The organism is Rhodanobacter terrae (assembly GCF_042657005.1).
GTDB lineage: Bacteria > Pseudomonadota > Gammaproteobacteria > Xanthomonadales > Rhodanobacteraceae > Rhodanobacter > Rhodanobacter terrae.
Genome location: NZ_JBHSNG010000026.1, coordinates 18,044 through 41,153, shown reverse-complemented (window position 1 = coordinate 41,153; position 23,110 = coordinate 18,044). Strand labels below are relative to the sequence as shown.

The window sequence follows — 23,110 nt, the reverse complement described above, 5'->3', positions numbered from 1 at the left end:
GCCCCACGTCCCAGCCACTGGCCGGATTGTCGAACAAAAACCGCAAAAAACTCACACACATTGAACCCATGGCGCCAGATCGCCGTTGGTTCGCTCAGGGGAAAAACATGGAACAGTCGAACGGCAAGGACATCGTGGGCAATCGGGCCTCGGAACACGTCGAGAGCAGCGCCGCACCGGCGGCTACTCCGGCAATACGGTTCGAGGCGCTGGAGCCCAGGGTACTTCTCTCGGGCGACGTCAATCCTGCGGCGATCTCGATTACCGGGTCACTGGATCTGCCTGGGCAGCAAAACCATTATCAGTTCACGGTGCAAGATGCCAAGCGCGTGGTCTTCGACAGCCTGACCAACCGCAGCGACATTAGCTGGACACTGTCGGGTCCAGCGGGCCAGGTCGCCGCGCGCCAATTCTCGAATGATGGAAGTTACAACTCGTCGACGTTCGACCTGACTTCCGGCACGTACACGCTGACCGTAGACGGGTCCAGTGATGCCGTGGGCAGTTACGCCATGCGTATCGTCGATGCCAGCGCGGCAGCCAGCCTGATACCAGGCACCAAAGTCTCCGACACCTTGGTGCAGGGCAATGAAACCAGCGTGTATAGCTTCGACGCCAGCGCTGGGCAGAAATTCTATTTCAGTGCCGGCGGCGTCCAGGACAGCACAGGCTATGGTTCTGCGAACTGGACCCTCATTGACCCCTATGGCCGGCAAGTCGGCAACGTCAACAATCTTGCGTCGGACTTGGACACCTTCACGGTGCCATGCAACGGCCAATATCTGCTGTTGGTGGAGGGCGCGCAAAGCAATACCGTGCCGCTCAGCTATTCGTTCACGCTGAATCCTGTCGTCGACACGCAGACGGCGCTTTCGCTGGATCAGACCACCACGGCTGCGGTGACACAGTCCGGCCAAACGACGAACTTCAACTTCACGCTCGATGCAACGACCTCGGTGATCTTCGATCGCCTGACCAGTTCGAACTTCAATTGGTCGCTCACCGGACCCTTGGGTCAAGTGGTGCAGCGGCACAACAGCAGCAACGACAGCACTAACCGGATGGATCTGGTCGCAGGCAGCTACACGCTTGCCGTCGATCTCGACGGCGGCGCCACCGGCAACTTCCCTTTCCGCCTGCTCAGCGCCGCTTCCGCGCAGACCTTGTCCACCAATGCGCCGACCTCGAGCAGTCTCGACCAAGCCAATGGTTCGCAGATATACAAGGTCTCGCTTACGCAAGGGCAAAAGCTGTACCTCGATGGGCAATCACCCACCGGCGGCTCCATGCATTGGAGCCTGCTCGATCCTTACGGTGTGAAGGTCACCAGCGCGACGCTGGGCCAAAACATCGATCCCTTCACCGTAGCTGTCACCGGCGACTACTGGCTGGTGATGGATGGCGACAGCTCGAATGCCACGACTGCCACGGTGAACTACGGGTTCCAACTCAATCTGGTGCCCGATGTACCTGCCACGCTCAGTGTTGGCGCAGCGACCTCCGGCTCGATCGATCTGGCTGGGCAGTCGGCCGTCTATACGTTTCATCTGGCTGCAGCGACACAGCTTGTCTTTGATTCGTTGAGCACACGCCAGGACATGCAATGGTCACTCATCGGCCCGCGCGGACAAGAAGTGCTCAATCGCCGGTTGTACGACAGCGCCGGCGCAGGCGGTTTCAACGTGATGGCGTTGCCGGCAGGCGACTACAGTCTCACCGTGCGTGGCGTCGGCGACGCCATGGGCGCCTATGGATTTGCCTTGCTGGACCTCGCCAGTGCATCCGCGCTGGTACCGGGAACCGCTTTCAACGGCACCTTGACGCCCGGCACGGGTAGCGCCGCTTATCGCTTTACCGCCGCTGCCGGCGACAGCGTGAAGTTGCATAGCCTCGGTGTCACTGGAGGCAGCGCCAGCTGGTCGCTGGTCGATATGTATGGCCGCACGGTGGCCGGCCCTGCCGACCTGGCCCCGGATAGCGCAAGCATCAGCCTTGCTACGACGGGTACGTACACCTTGCTGATCGAAGGGGCGGCTGCGAACACCGCACCGGTGAACTTCCAGGCCGAGCTGGACAATCTCGGCAATACCGCGCCCGCGCCGCTCCCGACCGGTGATGCGCTGACCCTCGGTAGCGTGACCGCAGGGACGCTGGCAAGCTGGAATGCCACCCAGACCTATCGCTTCACCTTGGCCAGCGATGCGCGGTTGCTGTTCGATAGCCAGACCAACGACAACGTGGTGTGGACGTTGACTGGGCCGCGCGGGATCGAAGTGAATCAACGCGCGTTTAGCAACAATGATCAGGCCCTGGCCCTTCCTGCTGGCGATTACGCGCTGACGCTGCAGGGCGCGATGTATTCGTGGAGCTATTCAAACAACGGCGCGTATGCATTCCGCCTAACGGATCTCTCTACCCTGCCGGCGCTGCTGCTCGGCCAGTCCACGACGGTTACCCGCACCCCAGACAATGCCAGCGTGGGCTATCAGGTGCAGGCCAAGGCTGGCACCAGGCTTGTGCTGAACGTCGACAGCACCAGTGGAGGCTATTCCCCGAGTTGGCAGTTGATCGGCCCCTACGGCCAGATCCTGGCGCCGGTGTCCGACGACACTCCGGGAACCGTTTTCGCGATTCCGGCCGATGGCATCTACACCCTGATCGATATGGGTTACCAGTGGGATCCCTACGCGACCGCCAGCGACCGTTTCACGCTTAGCCTGCAGGATGTCTCCACGGCACCGATCACGCTCGACGACGCCATCAGCGGCACGCTGACCGGCCGCCAGAGCCTGGCGCAATACACCTTCACGCTCGATCATCCAAGCACCTTGTTCATGGATGCGCTCACCTCTGCATCCGGTTCAGCCGGCAATGCGCAGTGGACCATACGTCGGTCATCGGGTGGTGCGGCCAACTGGAACTCGTTTACCAGTGACAACGGCAATGTCTCCCCGCTTGCCGCCGGCCAGTACACGCTCACCTTACGCAACACCACGGACATCCCGGCAAAATTCAATTTCCGCCTGCTCGATCGCGATGCGGCTCACGACCTCACCATCGACACGCCGGTGCAGACAACGACACCGGGAGATCAGACCACGCTATATCGCTTCAACGCGTCAGCCGGCGAGCACTACTTCTTTAGGACCGACAGCAGTCCCTACAACTATGAAGTCTACTGGCGGCTGTTTGACCCGAACGGAAGCGTTGTCACCAGTGGCGCGCTTGCCAACGGCTACAACATTCCCGACTTCACCGCCGCACTCGGTGGCGAATACCTGCTCGCGTTTTATCCAAACACTTACTACAACTTCACCAACGCCAATACGCTGCCGCTCGATTTCACTGTCGGACGCCGCGACACCGTCGGCACCGCGCTGACCCTCGGCGCCGACAACGCCGGAACCATCAGCCAGCCTGGCCAGAGCATCCAGTACAGCTTTACGCTGAATGCACCGACGTCGGTGCTGATGAACACGCAGACCACCACCAACAACCTGCATTGGAGCCTGGTGGGGCCGCGCGGATCGGAAGCTTCCTTGCGCGGTTTTGCCGACACCAGCGGCAACCTGATGTCCTTGCCCGCCGGCACCTATGTGCTGACCGTGGGCTACAACGATCTCTCCACCGGTGCGTTCGATTTCAAGCTGCTCGATCTGGGGTCGGCAACCAGCCTGCCGCTGGACCAAGACGCCCAGGTAACGGTCAGCGGTACCGGCCAGACGTCGATCTACGCCGTCGATGTCGCTACCGACGGCGACTATCGGGTCGATCTGCCACCCTCCACTGACAACCTGCTTTGGCGAATCCGGACTGCGCAGGGGCAGGACCTGCAGAGCGGCTATGCCAGCAACGGCAACAGCAATCTGTTTCACCTGGCAGCCGGCCGGTATTTCCTGAGCTGGGAAAACCCGTGGTCGAACGGCACCGACGTGTCGGTGGACTTCACGCTGCGGCACATCCTTACCGTCGCCCAACCGCTCGTACTGGGCACAACTGTTAACGGCAGCATCGATGCGATCGGCCAGCGCTGCGAGTACGACTTCGATCTTGCCGCACCCGCGCGCGTCTTGTTCGACAGCCTCAGTGCTCGCACGGACATCACCTGGCAGTTGATCGGCCCCACCGGAGATGTGGTCAATCCCACGGCCCTGGGTGACAGCACGGGCGGCTCCGCCGGCGGCGCGTTGATACTCAACGCCATCGGCACCTATCGCCTGATGGTGATTCCACAGGGACAGGCCACCGGTGCGTTCGCGTTCAACCTGTCCGATCTGGCTGCGGCGCCTGCGCTGCCGACCGGTAACAGCCAGGTGATTCAGCTGAGCCCAGGCAATGCACCGACCATCTATTCGCTCGATGCCAGCGCCGGCGACTATCTCCGATTGCAGGTCAATACCCTGGCCGGCGGTCACGCCTGGATCCGGGTGATCGATACCACCGGCGCACTGCTGTTGGCGCCGGTCGACCTGACCGGCACGGACGGTTATTCGTTGCTGTTGCCGCGTACCGGTCGCTATCAGGTCGTCGTGGAAGGCGACCTCGCCAACACCGCGGAAGCCGACATCGGTTACGACGCGTTTCGCGTGACACCGTCGCAGGCTTCGTTGACGATCGGCAACGACGTGCAAGGCAGCATCACCATCGTCGGCGTGCCCGATCTGTACCACTTCAGCGTCACCGTACCGACCACCGCACTGCTCAATAGCCTGGCCGGCGCGGGCGAGCATTGGCTGATTCGCGGCAGCAACGGCAGTGTCGTGTTTTCCGGCAGCCTGGGCACCACGGTGCCCATCACACTTGCGCCGGATGCCTACACTCTGGAAGTGCAGGCCGACAGCGCGGACAAGCTCGGTGCCTATGGGTTGCGCCTGCTCGATCTGGCGAGCGCACCCGATCTGACCATTGACCAAGATACCAGCGTCAGTCTCACTGACGGCCACGCCGCGGTCTATCGCATTACCACCACGATCGACCAGGCGGCACTGTCCGTGCAGGTCGCGACGGCCGCCGCGGCTGGTGCCAGCATCCAGGTGTTCAATCCGTCAGGACAACGGCTGGCTTCTGGTAGCGGTGCGCTGGCGATGACCACGATCGCCAGTGGTGTCGGACTCGGCACGCAACGTTACCTGGTGATCGACGGCACCACACCGGCGACTTACACGCTTACCGCTACGCAAGTCGTGGTGCCGCCGCAGGTGTCTCTGGCACTCGGCGCCACGCTCAGCGGTTCACTGGCCCATGTCGGCGATCGTGCCACTTACCGCATCGCCGTCGACTATCGCCAGTCACTGCGGCTGAGCCAAATGCTGCGCGACCTGGGTTCCAGCGGCATCCACTGGCGTTTTGGCCCGGCCGGGGCATCCGACAGCGCGCCATGGCAGGACCAGAATCCGGCCGCGTACGACTACCAGGTCACCGCCGGCGACTATGACCTCACCATCGAGGCAACCACCGACGCGGCCAGCTACGCGCTGCAGACGATAGAAACCGCTCAAGCCGCTTTGCTGGGCGCACAGGCTGTCGATGGCAGCATCGCCGCCGCGCAACAGGCAAGCGCGTGTGCATACAACCTGACCAATCCCTCGGCTCTGCAAGTCGCGCTGAGCGATAGCGATGGCAGTGCGCTCGCCTGGTCGCTGTACGACGACCAGGGCGCGCAGGTAGCCTCCGGCACCGACGGTGCGCCCGCCAATACGCAACCATTGGTCGCCGGCCATTACACCTTGCTGATCACACGCAGCGGCTCGCTCTCGGCCAGTACCGGGTTCAGCCTGTCCGTGCAGGCGCAGCCGCTGCCGGTGGCGATTGCGGGCACTGTGATCAGCGGCGCGCTTGACGCCGCTACCAACATCAGCGTCTACCAGCTCAACCTGCCGATCAGCACGCTGCTGCAGTTGCACGATACCGGTTCCGATACGGGCCTCAGCTGGGCCATCACGCCGGTGGGAAGCCTGCCGTCGTGGAACGATCTGGGCGGCCAGACCAGCCGTGAGAACGGACAGCCTTACACCCAGCAGCTCGGCGCCGGCCAGTATCAGTTGTGGATACGCGGCAACGGCGCCGCAGCGCATTACGCTCTGCAATGGCTGGATCTTTCCGACGCGCCCGTGCTGCCTGCAGGAATCACTGCCGGCACGCTGACCTCCGGCAACACCGCCACGGCTTATCAACTGGACCTGTCGCAACCCACCGCGCTGCATCTGACATTCGGGGCGACCGATCCCTCGTCGCTCGACTGGAGCTTGTTTGACGGCAATGGACAGCTCGTGACGCAGGTCTCGACCGCCGCGGATTTCGATACCGACGTACTCGCCGCCGGTACCTACACGCTGGTGCTGAAGGGGGTGCCGAACAGCGCATCGCCGGGTGACGTCAGCTACAACGTTTCGGCAACGCCGTTCACGCCGCCGACATGCACACTCGGCCAGACGTTGAGCGGCACGCTGACCAGCGCCGATCTGCACACCACTTATCGCCTGACGGTCCCGACCAACAGCTCGCTGCTGCTGCTCGACACCGGTAGCGACGGCGGCGTGAGCGTCGACGTTTCGCAGAACGGACAGTCCTACGACTCAAACGCATCATGGCGCGGCATCTACCAACTGGGGGCTGGCAGCTACGACATCCGCTTCATCGGCTCGGCCAGTGGCCAGGCCTACAGCTATGCGTTGGTCGACTACAACTCGGCACAAGCGCTGTCCGCTGCACCCATCCAGACTCAGTTCGCCGCTGGGCAGGCGGCCGCCGTCTATGCGTTCGACAGCGATGGCGTAACGCCGCTCAGTGTGGGCGGTGTCACCACCGATGGCACCGGCGTCCGCTGGATTGCCTACGATGCCTCCGGCAATGAAGTCGCCGGCGCCAACACGGGCAACGCGACGACCAAGCTGCTGCCCAAGGGCAGTTATGCCCTGGTGGTGTATCGCACCGGCGATACCAGCAACGCCGTTGCCTACACCGCATCGGCCACGCCGGTGGCGGTGCCCACCTCGGCAGTGACGCTCGGCAGCAATCAGACGCTCACGCTTGATCCCGCCGCAGGCTACCGAGCGGATTACACCTTCACCCTGAGCGCTGCCGGCCGCTTCGTATTGGTGCCGACGGGCGACGCTTATACCCATGCGATCTACAGCATCGTCGATGCGCAGGGACAGGACTGGCTCGACAACGACGTCGACCTGGCGTACTCCAGTACCAACCTGATCAAGCTGCCGGCCGGCAGCTACACCTTGCGCTTCGATGGCAGCCCGTACAACACCAGCCTGACCAGCGCCGGCTTCAAGCTGATCGATCTCGACTCTGCCGCTCCGTTCGCCGCGGGCACACCGGTTTCGGTGGCGATGACGTCGAATCGCGATGCCCAGGCGCTGCATATCGCCGCCACCGCGGGCGATACGTTGAATATTTCGAGCACCATTACCAGTGGTACGTCCAGCTCCAACATGGACGTGTATTGGCGGGTGCTGGATGCCAACAACAACTACGTCGCCGGCGGTTACACCTACAGCAACCAACCGCTCAACCAGATGGTGACACTGAGCCAGAGCGGCAACTATGTTCTGCTGCTGTCAAATGCCAACGGTCCGTTGACCGTCAACCTCAACGCCACCCTGACCGCGCATACCGACCTGCCGCCCGTCGCCGCCGTTCCGCTGACGCTTGGCCAGGACACCAAGCAGACGTTCAGCGCACCCGGTAGCAAAATCTACAATTTCAGCCTGTCCGGCAAGACACTCGTTACGTTTAACGGGACCACCGACCAGGGCTATATCGCGTGGGAGCTTCGCAGCGCCAGCGGGTCGTTGCGATCGGGCGACTTCGCCAGTTGGGGAAGCTTGATCAACACCCAGCTGCTGGCAGCCGGTGACTACACGCTGGTGCTGACGTCCAGCTATTCGACGCTCATCAACGCCGACTTCACGCTTTCCACCCAGGCCCAGGCCAGCGTTCCCGCCGCGGGTACGCTGGATCTCCCAGCCACCCAGGGCATCTACGCTTTCCCCGTCACCGCCGGGCAGGACTACTACCTCAGCGGCACGTCGTGGATGCAGTACGCGATCTACGGCGCCGATCTCTCGCCGGTGCTCACCTACAACACCGGCTACGACGGCGGCGTCGTGCAGAAAATCCACGCCGATGCCGATGGCGTCTGGTACGCAGTGGTGCAGGATACCGGTAACGGCACCACGACCTCGCTGCGCATCGAGCCAGCCGCGCCGCTTACGCTGGGCCAACTGTTCAGCGGCACCATCCCGCAGGATGGCGGCGCGGATGTCCATGTCATTCAACTCGACAGTGACCAACTGGTCTCGCTGGCCCTCCCCTCCAGCGGAGCGCCCGTGAACCTGCAACTGATCGACGATGGCCGAACGCTGTTGAGCCTCGGCGATGGCGGCAATGCCGTCATCCGGCTGCACAAAGGCAGCTACCTGGTCGAGGTGAACTCCAATACAAACGGTGGCGGTGGCGAATTCCTTGCCTCGTCGGGCAGCACCACCGCCGGCACCAGCAACGCCATCACCTACAGCTTGCTGGCTTCATCTCTGGGTGATGCGCCAGCGCTGCCGCTGGATGCGATCAGCACGGTGCAACTCGACCCGAACCAGATCGTGTCCTACAGCATCCAGGGCCAAGCCGGGCAACGTCTTTACTATGTACCGCAGGACGGCACACCTGCCGACGCGCAGTGGACCCTCTACGACGCCTACGGCAACTCTGTCTACGGCGACAACGCCAACGGCACCGATGCGCTGTCGCCGTTGCCAGCCGACGGAACCTACTACCTGGTGTGGAATCGCGTGCCAAATGCCACCGCTACGGTGTCCTACGGTTTCAGCCTCAATACCACACCATCCGCCGGCGATATTCCCGCAACCCTCGGCAGCACGCTGCAGATCGACACGTCGGGCGCGGCTTCCTCGCGCACCTACAGCCTGACCCTGAGCGGCCCCACCCGCCTGCTGCTCGACGCGCTTGGCGCCAGCGGCACCACCTTCAATTGGCAGCTGACCCGGCTGGATCAATATCAGGGTTCCGGCAACTGGTCATCCAGCACACTCGGATCGCAGGTGTTCGACCTGCAGGCGGGCACTTATGAGCTAACCATTCGGCCAACCGACGCAACCAACGGACACCTGTCCCTGCTACTGGCTGACGCAGCTTCCGCCACGACGTTGCAGAAGGACAGCACCACCAGCGACAGCATGGTGCCCGGCAGCACGCGGATGTATGCCTTCGACGGTGTCGCCGGCGAGAACCTGCACTTCGCCCCGCTGAGCATGGGAGGATTGAGCGGCAATTGGACGTTGTTCGGACCCAATGGGCAGAGCCTGACCAGCGGCGACCTCACGGTTGCCAGCGATATCAACCTCTCGGCGAGCGGTCGCTACCTGCTGGTATGGAATACGACGGCCAGCAGCGACCCAACGCCACTGGCCTATCAGTTCGCCCTCAATACGGTCCAGCTGAGTCTCGGCCAATGGGTCAGCACGACGTCGCCGAACAGCTACAACTTCTCCTTGTCCACGGCAACGCGACTGCTGCTGGACCTCGGTCAGGTCTATAGCTACTACGGCATCCCCTGGGTCATCACGCACAACGGACAGCAGGTGATGTCCGGGACTCTGGACGGTTCGCGGCAAAACCTCACCGTCGAGCTCGCTGCCGGCAATTACCAATTGCAGCTGTTGTACTCGAATTACTGGTGGTACGGCTACCAAGCACAGTTGCGCCTGGTGGATCTCGGTGCCGCGGCGCCGCTTGCCCAAGACACCGCTGTCACCGGCAATGCCATGCCCGGCGAAGCCGACGCGTACCTCTTCGACGCGAGCGCCGGCGACACGGTGACACTGAGCAGCACGGACAGCGCGTTCTCCTGGTCGCTGTATGACGAATTCGGCCAGCTCGTCCAGCAGCTGCAGAATGCCGGCTCGACGATCCCGCTGCCGCGCACAGGCACCTACTACCTCGTCCGCGATACGCAAGGCAGCGGCTCGACGACAACGCAGCCGTTCAACTTCACCGTAGCGGTGTCGCACACGCTGCCGTCGATCACGATTGGCCAGGCGGTCGCCGGCACCCTGCAGAACGGCAGCGTCAGTTACAGCTTCAGCGCTTCGCAGGCGTCGACGCTTTGGCTCAGTACGCTGGGCGGCTCACTGTACGTCAATGCCCAGGTCTACGACGCCCAGGGCGTGCTGATCTATGCCAGCAGTCCGTCCGTCTCGGGACAGGCGATCGTTCTGCCAAAGGCGGGCATCTACACGCTCAAACTGAGCGACATGTATGGCCGCACGTACAGCACCGCGATCAACTTCATGCTCACCGACCTGGACACTGCGCAAGCACTCTCCGCGGACACATTGATCAGCGGCACCTATACGCCAGCAAACGGCGACACCGTCTACAAGCTGAGCCTGGCGCAGGCGGGCAACTTCGCGTTCAACCCGGATTACTATCGATACAGCAACGGCGGGTACACGTGGCGACTGATCTCGTCGTACGGCAAGCAGGTCGCGAGCGGTAACGTCGACTACGCCAGCGCCTCAATGCCTTTGGATGCGGGCGACTATTACCTGTTGCTCGACGGCAACGGCCAGATTACCAACCCCGCCGACTATCACTTCTCGGTCGATACCGCTCCTGCTGCGCTGCCGTTCAATACGGTCATTAGTGGCTCGCTGCCGGCGAGCGAAGTGCCTGTCCGCTATAGCCTGCACCTGGACAGTCCGCGTTTTCTTGCCTTCGACAACCTCGGTCAGTCCGGCTATGCGAGCTGGACCCTGGAGGGTCCGAACGGCACCGTCTTCAACCAGCAGATGAACCAGTCGTACTACTGGTGGTACTCCAGCAACGACTATGCCGGACTGCTCCCGGCGGGCGATTACATCCTTACCCTCCAGGGCGGCTCATCGTCGACCGCCCCTTACAGCTTCCGCGTGCTCGATCCAAGTACCGCGACGGCGGTCACACCGGGAACACCAGTCAACACCGCCATCGACAACACCACCGGCATGCAGCTCTTCAGCTTCGACGCGCAGGCCGGCGAGAGCTACTACCTCGATGCCCTGCCTGGAGCAGTCACTGCCGGTTATGTGGTACCCAACTGGTCGCTGATCGATCCGCTGGGTCGCGTCGTGCTCGGCTGGCAGCAGATGGGTTCAGAGACTTACCAGTACGCCAACGGCACCTACGGCTATCAGTTCAACGGCTCCGGCGTCGACCTGGGCACGCTACTGGTCGGCGGCCGTTACACGCTGGTGCTGTCCAACTCCAATACTTCCAGCGGCACCTCGGCCAACGTCGCCTTCAATGTGGTGAAGCTGCCGGATAACCCACCGACCGTGCTGGATACGCTGGTCGTCACGCCTGCGCCCGACCTGACCGTCAACAGCGTCGCCATCACGCCGGCCGGCGCATTGGAGACCGGGCAGACCATCGATGTGCAATGGGTAGTCGAGAACCGCGGCGTGTTGCCGACCAACGGCAACTGGAACGACCGCATCCTCGTGCGCAACACGGCAACCGGTGCACTGCTGGCCGACGTGACCCTACCCTACGACGCCGGCGATGCTGCCAATGGCCCGATCGCGGTCGGCGATGCCCGTACTCGCCACGTGCAGTTGCGCCTGCCGGACGGTTCGGACGCCGCCGGCACACTCAGCATCACCGTGTTCACCGACTCCGACAACGTCATCCAGGAGAGCAACACCAGCGGCACCGGCGAGAGCAACAACACGGCAAGCGTCAACGTCGACGTTACGTTGGCGCCCTATGCCGACCTGACCGTGCAGAACTTCAGCCTGCAACCGGCTAGCGCCTTCCAGCCGGGGCAGACGGTGACCGCCAGTTGGACCACCAGCAACCTCGGCAACGTCAGCGTGGCGCAGCCATGGAGCGAAACGCTCGAGATACGCAATCTTTCCACCGGCAATGTGGTGGCTACGGTCAGCCTGCGCGACCTGCTCGACCAAGGAGCGCTTGCGGCCGGCACCAGTCGCCAGCGCACGCTCAACTTTGTATGGCCCACCGGTGTGGACGCTGCCGGCAATTTTGCCCTGCGCCTGACAGTCGACAGCCTCAACGAGATCGCCGAGGCAAACGGCCAAGGTACCGGCGAGAGCAACAACACCGCAGAGATCGATCAGGCAGTGGGCCCGGACCTGCAGATCATGAATCTGCAAGTGACGAATACCAGCGTCCAGGCCGGCGGTCTGGTAACCATCAGCTGGGAGGACTGGAACACCGGCACCAGCGCTACCGGCGCGGGCTTCAACGACCGTATCAAGATAAGCCGCGCCGACTCGGGCACGACCCTGCTCGACACCAGCATCCCCTATGACCCGGCTGCCCTGACCGATGGCGTGGTGAACGGGCCGATCGGACCGGGCGAGCATCGCCTGCGCAGCTTCACCTTCCGCCTGCCCGATGGCCTGCTTGGTACCGGCAACATTGGTATCACGGTAACGGCGGACCAGAACGCCGCCGGCATCGGCGTGTTGTACGAGACCAATCTCACCAACAATGCGGAGTACAACAATTCCGCCGCGACCGCCGTGGTCGCGACTGCGGTGCCCTATGCGGACCTGAAGGTGGGCAGCGTCAGCGCACCCGCCAACGGCATCGGCGGCCAACCGGTAAGCGTCAGCTGGACCGTCACCAATCGTGGCCAGGCGTCGACCAGCGATGGCTGGGACGACCAGATCGTATTCAGCAGGTATCCGCAGCTGGGCAATGCGAGTGACGTCGTGATCGGTACGGTCCGCCACAGCGGCGCACTGGCGGTGGGACAGAGCTACACCCAGACCGCCGTGGCCAACCTGCCGGTGGTCGGGGACGGCCAGTACTACATCTTCATCCGCAGTGACTCCGGCGACGAGGTGCTGGAGCCCGACACCCGCGCCGACAGCACCAGTGCCGCCAATACCATCACGGTGGCGGCGCCTTATGCCGATCTCGGCGTCACCGCCGTCTCCGCGCCCGCGACTGCGCTGAGCGGCGAGAACGTGCGCGTCAGCTGGACGGTGAACAACACCGGCAACGCCCCCACCGACCTGGCGCTGTGGAACGACCGCGTGGAGCTGTCGCTTACCGGCATGCCATCAGCCGATGACATCGTGCTGGCCGGCTCGGTCACTCGCGCAGGCATCCTGGCGGTGGGCGACAGCTATGTGGCTAGTGCCACGCTCACTCTGCCGCGCGATCTCACCGGCGATTACTACATCCTGGTGACCACTAACCTCAACAATCAGGTGGTCGAGAACGGCCGCACGTCGAACAACCTGCTGGCCAGCAGCGTACCGCTGCACATCGGTCTGGCGCCGGTGCCCAACCTGACTGTCGCCGACGTCAACGGCCCGACCGCCGCGCGACCGGGCGACAGCGTCAGCCTGAGCTATGTCGCGCACAACACCGGCAACGCCGACGCGACCGGCGTATGGCGCGATCGCATCTACCTGGACGAAGGCAACGGCAACCTGGTCGAGGTGGCCAACCAGTTCTACACCGACGGTCTGGCGGCGGGCGGCGCTGCCACGCGCACCGTCAGCTTCGCGTTGCCGGCCGGCATGCCCGAGGGCGTGTTCACCTGGGTCGTTCGCACCGACGCCGACAACACCGTCTACGAGCGCGACGGCGAAGGCGACAATCTGACCAGCGCCACTGGCACGGTTACCATCGCCCGCCCCGACCTCGCGGTCAGTTCGGTCAGTGGCCCCACCTTGCTGCTCTCCGGCAGCACGGCGCACGTGCAGTGGACCGTCGCGAACGTGGGCGGCGTGGCCAGCGGCAACTGGGTCGACCAGGTCTTCCTTTCGCACAACGGCGCGCTGCAGAAGGTGGCCGAAGTCGCGCGCAGCGGCCCGCTGGCGACCCATGGCAGCTATGACGCTTCCGCCGACGTCCAGCTGCCGCTGGATGCGAACGGCGAGTACGACATTGTCGTGGTCACCGATGCCACGCGCTTGCTGGACGATCACGCGTGGACCAACAACAGCGCCCAGCAGGCGCTGACCGTGCAGCTGGCGCCCTATGCCGATCTTGCGGTGGGCGCCGTGCAGGCGCCGGCCACGCTGATCGCCGACCCGGCCACGCTCGACGTGAGCTGGACGGTGACCAACGACGGTACCGGCGCGGGTACGGCCTCGCAGTGGGTGGACCGCGTGATCCTGTCCACCGACGGCCTGCTGGGCAACGGCGACGACCGTGTACTCGGTGAGGTGACCCGCAACGGCGCACTGGCCGCCGGCGCCAGCTACAACGGCAACCTCAGCGTGATGCTGCCGCCGGGTACCACCGGCCGCTACAAGCTGTTCGTGGTCACCGATGCCACCAGCCAGGTATTCCAGGATGGCGTAACGGCGAACGACAGCGTGATGCTGGATCACACTGTCGACGTGATGCCGCAGCCGTATGCCGACCTGCAGGTGCAATCGGTCACTACGCAGGGCAACGCGGCGAGCGGCCAGCCGCTCGCGATCAACTGGACCGTCGTCAACAACGGCATCGGCATCACCAGTACCGGCTCCTGGGGCGACAGCGTCGTGCTGAGCCGCGACGCCGCCGGCACGCAGGTCATCGCCAACCTGGGCCAGGAGCAGCACATCGGCGCGCTCGCCGTGGGCGACAGCTACAACGCGGGCATCACCGCCACGCTGCCGAACGGCATTCAAGGCAACTACTACATCGTCGTGCGTACCAACAGCGGCAGCAGCGCGTTCGAGTTCGTCTACGGCGGCAACAACACCAACAGCACGGCCGTGCCCGTCACCCTCTCGCCTTCGCCCGACCTGATCGTGCAGTCGATCGGCGTGCCCGCCAGTGCGCAGGAAGGTGGTCTGTTCGATGTGACCTGGTCGGTGATCAACCAGGGATCGGTGGCGGCAGGCGGTTCGTGGACCGACACGGTCACCCTGGTGCCGGTGTCGGGCACCGGTGCATCGATCGCGCTCGGCACTTTCAGCTACGTCGATGGCCTGGCCCCCGGCATCAGCTACACCCGCACCGAGGAAGTGCGCCTGCCACAGCGCATCCAGGGCCTGTACCGTGTCCAGATCGTCACCGATGCGAGTGGCGCGTTGTACGAATACGGCGTGGCCGCGCAAAACGATGCCATGTTGTCGAGCGATGCCACCGAGGTCAGCCTCAATCCACGTCCCGACCTGCAGGTCGGCGATGTCACGGCACCCGCGCATGTCACGGCCGGCACCTCGGCGGCGATCCAGTACGACATCATCAACGAGGGCTCGGCAGCCGCCAGCGGGCATTGGCAGGATGACGTCTACCTCTCGCTCGACGGCACCTTGAGCGGCGACGACGTGTTGCTCGGCCGCTACGACAACGCCAGCGCGCTGGCGCCAACGGAAAGCTATTCCAACGCTAGCGCGATGGTCGACATCCCGATCCAGTACCGCGGCGATGCGTACCTGATCGTGGTCGCCGACGGCAACTACCAGGTCGACGAATATCCGAACGACAACAACAACGCGAAGGCCGTGCATTTCTACATCGATCCGGTGCCATTCTCGGATCTCGTCGCCGGTAATGTGGCCGCGCCCGACCAGGCCTCGCACGGCTCGACCATCAACGTGCAGTACCAGGTCAGCAATCTCGGCAGTGCCACCACACAAGGTCTCACCGCCGCCGTGAACAGCTGGACCGATACGGTCTGGCTGTCCAGGGACAAGACCCGGCCCGATCCTTCGAAGGGCGACATCCTGCTTAGTTCGATCACCCATCAGGGCAACCTCGCGGTCGGCGACAGCTACCTCGGCAATACCCAGGTCACGTTGCCCGACAACGTTTTGAGCGGCCAGTACTACATCACCGTCTGGAGCGACACCTACAACGCGATTCTCGAAGACACGCTCGCCAGCAACATCAACCCCGACGATCCGAACCAGGTCGACAACAACAACTACAAGGCACGTCCGATCAGCGTGCTCGGCATCACCCCGCCCGATCTCGCGGTCACCCAGGTGAATGCGCCGCTGACGGCCGACGCGGCCGGAAACTACAGCTTCGGCTACACCGTGCAGAATCAGGGCGATGCGTTTTCGGGCCAATGGACCGATGCCGTATACGTCACCGACAACCCCGACCTCGACAAAGCCACGGACGTCTGGCTGGTCGGCAGCTATACGCAGCAGCGCTCGCTCGGCTACGGCCAGAGCTACTCGGTCGCGCAGACCGTCGCACTGGCACCCTCGGTCAAGGGCCGCTACATCGTGGTCAAGACGGACGTCAACGTACCGAGTTCGCCATCCGACAACGATGCCGGCGTCATCCACGAAGTCAGCGAGAGCAACAACAGCCTGTCCGCCGCTTCGGTCGTCACCGATCATCCGGCCGATCTGCAAGTCACCTCGGTCGTCACCCAACCGCAGAATTTCTCCGGCGAACCGACACCGATCACCTGGACCGTCACCAACCAGGGCGAAGCGGTATGGTCGGGTACCCAGGGCTGGATCGACTCGGTCTATATCAGCACCGATCCGACGTTCATCCCCAGCCGCGCCACCCTGCTCGGCGCCGTGACCCACTACAACACGAATGGTCTGGCCGCAGGCGCCAGCTACACCACCACGGCGAACTTCACCCTGCCGCCCGGCACCGATGGCACGTACTACATCTACGTGATCAGCGATGTGGAGCACCGGTCGGATTCGCTGGCCCCGAGCCCGTCGCGCACCAAGCCGCAAGATGAAATTCTCACCGGCAAACATACCAACGCTGAGGGTGCTTCCTGGTACCAGACCTCCGCGTACGAAGCGCTCCGCAACGACAACAACCTCGGTCAGGGCAGCCTCGCGATCACCTATCGCGAGCCGGACCTGCAGATCGGCAACATCAGCATTTCCGATCCGAACCCGAGCTCGGGCGAGGTGGTCACGGTCACCTGGACCGCCACCAATCAGGGCACCCGCGCCACGCGCACCAACGCCTGGAGCGATGGTGTGTATCTGTCGCGCGACAACTCGCTCGATCCCAGCGATTACCCGCTGATTCCTGGCGATTACTGGACCAATGCCGGTCGGGTCAAGTCGGTCGTACTGACCAACCCGGACGGCAGCCCGCGGTACCTGCAGCCCGGCGAGTCCTACACGGAATCGGCCACGTTCAGCCTGCCGCAATCGATCAGCGGCGATTTCCACATCATCGTGAAGACGGACACCTCGACCACCAGGGATCCGTACTACAGCACCGTCAGCACCATCCGTCCGGGTCTCGATGTCGTCACGGGTTCGGGTCCCGGCGCCGTGCTGGAGTTCCAGGACGAAGGCAACAACGTCGCCTCGATCGCGCTGCCGATCACGCTGGCAACACCGCCCGACCTGCAGGTCACGCAAGTCACTGCCCCGGTTTCTGTGACCGCGGGCCAGACCTTCAGTGTCGGCTACACGGTCGGCAATCTTGGCGGCGCCACGCCGAGCGACCAGAGCACGTGGCACGACCTGGTCTATCTGTCCAAAGACCGCAATCTCGATGTTACCCAGGATCACTACCTCGGTTACCTCGATCACAGCGGTGGTCTGAATGCCGGCGGCAGCTACGACGGCAGTTTCACCGTCACCGCGCCGAGCAATCTCGAAGGCGCGTATTACGTCTTCGTCATCACCGATCCCGCGCAGGCGTTCGGCAACGGCCCCTCAGGTCAGGTGCTCGAGTTCGGCAACGACAACAACAACGCGACCGCGGCCGCGCAGCCGATGTTGATCGAGACACCGCCGCCGGCTGATTTGCAGGTGTCCAACGTCACCGTACCCGCGGCGGCGAATGTCGGCGACAGCGTGCAGATCGGCTATACCGTCAGCAACAACTCGACCAACACCGCCCATGGCCAATGGACCGATGCGGTCTACCTGTCGAGCGACAATCAGTGGGATATCGGCGACATCCTGCTCGGCAAAGTCCAGCACAACGGCGATCTGGCGGGTGGCGGCAGCTATACCGCCAGCCTCACGGCAGCCCTGCCCGCATTGAAGGATGGCAGCTGGCGCATCATCGTGCGCACCGATCTCTACAACGAGGTCTACGAGGGCGATGTCACCTACACCGCCACAGGCCTCGACGTTGCGCCGGGCGAAGCGAACAACACCATCGCGTCAGCCAGCACGCTCAGCGTCAGCGTGCCTGCCCTCACCATCGCCAGCACCTTGTCGACCACCTTGTCGGCCGGCCAGACGCGCCTGTACAAGGTCAGTGTCGCCGCGGGCCAGACCCTGCGCGTGCTGCTCGATTCCGCCGCGACCAGCGGCAACAACGAGCTCTACATCCGCTACGGCGATATCCCGACCGGTTTCGCCTACGATGCCGCCTACACCGATGCCTCGGCGGCCGATCAGCAGGTCCTGATTCCGAGCACGCAGGCTGGCGATTACTACGTACTCGTCCGCGCCCGCGATGGCAGCAGCACGGCCGTGACGCTACGCGCCGACCTGATGCCGCTGGCGATCACCACGGTCACACCCGACACCGGCGGCGTCGGCGACGATGCCCATCGCTGGGTCACGCTGGATATCTATGGCGCCAGCTTCCAGGCCGGCGCGCTGGTCAAGCTGTCGCGCCCGGGCGTGTTCGAGGCCGAGCCCGAGCGCTGGCAGGTCATCGACGCGACGCATATCCGGGCGATCTTCGATACCCGCGATTTCCCGCTGGGCCTGTACGACGTCACGGTCAGCAACCCGAACGGCCAGAGCGTCACTGTGGCCGATCGCTACCTGGTCGAGCAAGGCATCCAGGACGACGTCACCATCGGCGTCGGCGGTCCACATACGCTGAACCCGGGCGACAGCGCCACCTATACCGTGTCGCTGCAAAGCCTGACCAACGTCAATACGCCGTATGTGCGTTTCGATGTCGGCGCGGTGGAGTTGGGCTACAACCAATACCTGCTCGATGGCCTCAACCTGCCCTACGCGCTGTTCGGTTCCAACGTCGGCGGTCAACCGCTGGGCAACATCGTCGATCCTTCCGGCACCACGCAAGACTACGGCGCCACGCCGACCGACGGCACCACGCGGCCGGACATCCCGTGGGCCTCGCTCGATGGCACCGAAAACACCCACGGCATCAATCTGGCGCCAGGCTACGCCGTCAACGTAGGCGACGGCGGTTTCGTCGGCATGACGTTCCGCCTGCAGACCTACCCGGGACTTACCGCGTGGATCAACCAGGACTTCGTCGGCCTGCGTCAGGCACTGTATGAACTCCATCCGGACTGGCAGGCGGAGGGTCTGCTCGACGGCGGCGTGCAGGATCTGAACAAGATCCAGGATGGCCTTGCGGCGACATTCCTCGATCCCGAACAGCGTCTTACCCAGCAGGAACAATTAGCCGAATCGTTCCAGTTCAACATCGCGGCCGCTGCAACCGCGCTGACCCGCGACGAATTCGTCGCGGAACAGACGACCTACGCCCTGAAACTGCGTGCCGCGATTCTCGCGGACAGCACGGCGTCGGTAACGCTCAAGGTGCTGGCCGCCGATGCCAGCCAGTGGACGCAAGGCTGGCTCGCCGCACTCACGGCCTCCGGCCTGCTGCAACCGGCCGACCAGGCACCGGCGATCACCGCCGACCCGCAAGTCATCAGCCTGAATGCGACGCTTGCCGCCGGTATCCTGCTCGGCAAGGGCGGTGACAGCTATCGCACCCAGGCCAGCCTGCTCGGATTCTTCCAGCAGGTGCAGACCTGGTACGGCGATACCGCCGCCTATGCAGGCGATCCCGGTGCGGCGACCTCGCCGATCGATCATTACGAAGTGCGCACCGATGACCAGGGCGACTACGTCCTGAGCCCAGTGCCCTCGCTGGCCAACCCCGCCGACTACGATCAGAACGCCGCCAGCGCCACCCAGTTCGAGAATTTCCGCGTCTTCGTGGGCGGCCAGGCGGAACTGGAATACCTGCGCTCCATCGGCGTGCTGGACAGCAACTTCCAGCCCGTGCCCGGCAAGGCGCTCAATCTCGCCCAGTACCTGCAGATGACGGCGCAGAACAACGCCGCCACCCAGGGCGCCATCAGCGTCAGCGGTCCACAAGGCACGGCCTACGCGGCCGACGGCAGCGTCTATGTGCCGGCCGCGACCCCGCTGCCCTACACCGTCTCCTTCAGCAATCCGACCGGCCAGGGCGTCGATCAGATCCGCATCGTGTCGCAGCTCGACGCCAACCTCGATCCGCGCTCAGTACGTCTGGGCGATCTCAAGATCGGCGACATCAACATCCATGTGCCGACCGACCGCGCCAATTTCCAGGGCGACTTCGATTTCACCGGCAGCAAGGGTTTCATCCTGCGCGTCAGTGCCGGCATCGACGTCGCCTCGCATACCTTGACCTGGCTGCTGCAGGCGATCGATCCGAACACCGGCGAAGTGATGCAGAGCGCGTTGCGCGGCCTGCTGGCACCGGCCACCGACGGAAGTACCAGTGCCCCGTTGACCGGTTTCGTCAGCTATACGGCCACCACCGCGGCCACGGCAGTTTCCGGCGCCACGATCTCCACCAGCGCCCGGATATTGTTCGACAACACTCCGCCGATCGACAGCGGCACCATCCACCAGACGCTCGATGCCACACCGCCGAAAACCACGGTGGCCGTGACGGCGCTCGGCGCCGACGCGCAAGGTGCGCCCACCTATCAGGTGCAATGGAACGCGGTCGATGATGCCAGCGGCATCCGCTTCGTCACCGTGTACGTCGCGACCGATGGCGGCGATTTCATGATCTGGCGGCGCCAGGTCGATCCCGCCACCACGCAGGATGTCTTTACCGGCGCTGCCGGTCACACTTACCAGTTCCTCGCCGTCGCTACCGACGCGGCCGGCAACCGCGAAGCGGCGCTGGTCGCCAATGCTGTGCTGCCCGACGACGGTGCCCGCCAGGCTGTGTTGAACGGCCTGGGCGTCACTGAAACGGTCGACCAGACCGCCACGGTTCCGGCAGCTGCCGAAGGTCGCAGCTATCCGGCCAACGTGCTGTTCAACCAGGCGACGCAGGCATTGCCGGGCCAGGTGGCCACGGTCGGCGCGGGCGACTTGCAAAGCGTGCTCGCACCGTTTGCCACGCGCAGTTTCGCCGATGGCTTCAGCGGCAGCGAAGGCGACATCGGCGCGCTTGCCATGGTCACCCTCGCCGATGGTTCGGTGCTGGTCAGCGCCGGCACCGATCGCAACGAGGTTTTCCAATACACCAAGAATGGTGGTCACAGCGTCACGCCGCTGTTCACCCTCGACGCGCCGATACTCGACATGGCCGTCGACGCGCTCGGCCAGTTGTGGGTCATGACTGGCGACGAGCTGCTCCAGGTCGACCCGACCTCGGGCGCGATCCTGCGCGACATGCGCGGGCCCGATGGCCAGCCGCTCACGCATGCCCTGGCCATCCAGCCAACGACCGGCGACATCTACGTCTCCACCGCCACCGGCGTCGACATTTTCAACCCCGCCGCAACTGACCCGAACGTCGCCTGGCAGCACTTCAGTGCCCAACGTGTCGACTCGCTGGCCTTCGGCCCGGATGGGCGCCTGTGGGGAACGGTCTATAGCGGCAGTCACATCACCGCCGCCGACCCCAACGGCAGCACCAACATCGTCAGCTTCCCGATGAGCGGTTCGACCATCGGCCGCGCCGAACTCGAGTACACCTTGAGCGGCACGATCGACGGTATCGCCTTCGGCCGAGTCGGCACACCGCTCGATGGCCTGTTGTTCGTTTCGGGCGGATTGCCCCAGCACGTCAACGACGATGGCATCGCCGATGCGACGCACGGCTCGACCGTGCGGATGATCGAACTCGCCACCAAACGCGTGTTGCAGCTCGCCACCGGCGGCACCGAAGGCGAGCGCATCCTCACCACGGCCGATGGCCGCATCCTGGTCGCCGGCACTAACCATGTCGACGAGATCGCGCCGGCGCACGCGCCGACGGTGCTTGCCGTCAGCGTACCGAACGGTGCGCTCATGCCGCTGCCGCTCAACCAGATCGCAGTGGTGTTCGATCAGGACATCTGGCTCGGTGCCGACGGCACCGGCGACGTCACCGATCCCGCCAGCGTGCTCGATCCGGCCAACTTCACCCTGACCGCGCTGGGCGATACCAGCGGTCGCGTGATCCATCCGGCCGGCATCCGCTGGGACGCGACCACCCGCACCGCCTACCTCGACGTCACCGGCCTGCCGCCGGGCCAGTGGCAGCTGGACGTCGGCGCCAATCTGCGCAGCGCGACTCAGATCCGCCTGGGTCAGGATTACATCAGCACCTTCACCGCCCTGCTCGACATGAGCAGCCAGATCAAGCTCACCTTCACCGACACGCGGCTCGATCACAATACCGGTGCGGTCAGCTACGACGTCAGCCTGACCAACATCGGCACCGATGATCTGAACGGCCCGCTGATGCTGTTGCTCGATCCCGGCCAGTACTTCGGCAACCTGATTCCGGGCGCGACGCAGGGCACCGGCGACCAGTCCGGCCTGTGGGTCCTCGACCTCACCAGTGCGTTGCAGACGCTCGGCGGCAAGCTCGCCGTCGGCGCCACGCTGACCAACCAGACCGTCACCGTATTGCCGGCGTCCGCGCTGACCCAGGCCGGCATGGCAACGGCCGTCAAGTTCGACTTCGCCCATGGTGTCTATGCCATGCCGCAGGCGAATGTGCCGCCGACGCTGGCGATCACCGCGTCCGCCGATCCTGCCGACGCCACAGGCACGTCGACCGCTCCGGTCGCCGATACCGTCAGCGCCAGCGATCCGACGACCTTCGCTGCCGGCGCCACGATCGGCAGCGCCTGGACCGGCTCGCTTACCGCGACCGACAGCGACGGTACCCAGTTCTTCTGGGAGCTGCTGCAGGCACCGGCCGGCCTCGTGCTCACCACTGCACCGGGCTACACCACCGCGGCAGATGGCAGCTATCAGGCCACGGCCACGCTGGCGTGGACCCCCGGCGCCCGTGCCGCCGCCGACAGCACGATCGTCGTGCGCGTCTACGACAGCCGCGGCGGCAGCGATACCGAGACCTTCCACATCCCGGTCGCCAACGGCAACGTGGCTCCCGTCATCGGCGCGATCGACAACCTGACCCTGACCGAAGGGCAGACGCTGTCGTTGCC

The 23,110-nt window shown here is 64.2% G+C and carries 1 protein-coding gene (only partly in view); it reads left to right on the top strand.

Going from position 1 to position 23,110, the window contains the following annotated elements; genetic code table 11:
* Nucleotides 1-107: 107 nt before the first annotated feature.
* On the top strand, nt 108-23,110 hold the 5' portion of the coding sequence (locus ACFPPB_RS17315; protein WP_377329381.1) for a tandem-95 repeat protein. The gene runs 16,804 nt beyond the window's last position; 23,003 of the gene's 39,807 nt are visible here — the first part of the coding sequence; its start codon is at nt 108-110; the stop codon falls past the right edge of the window.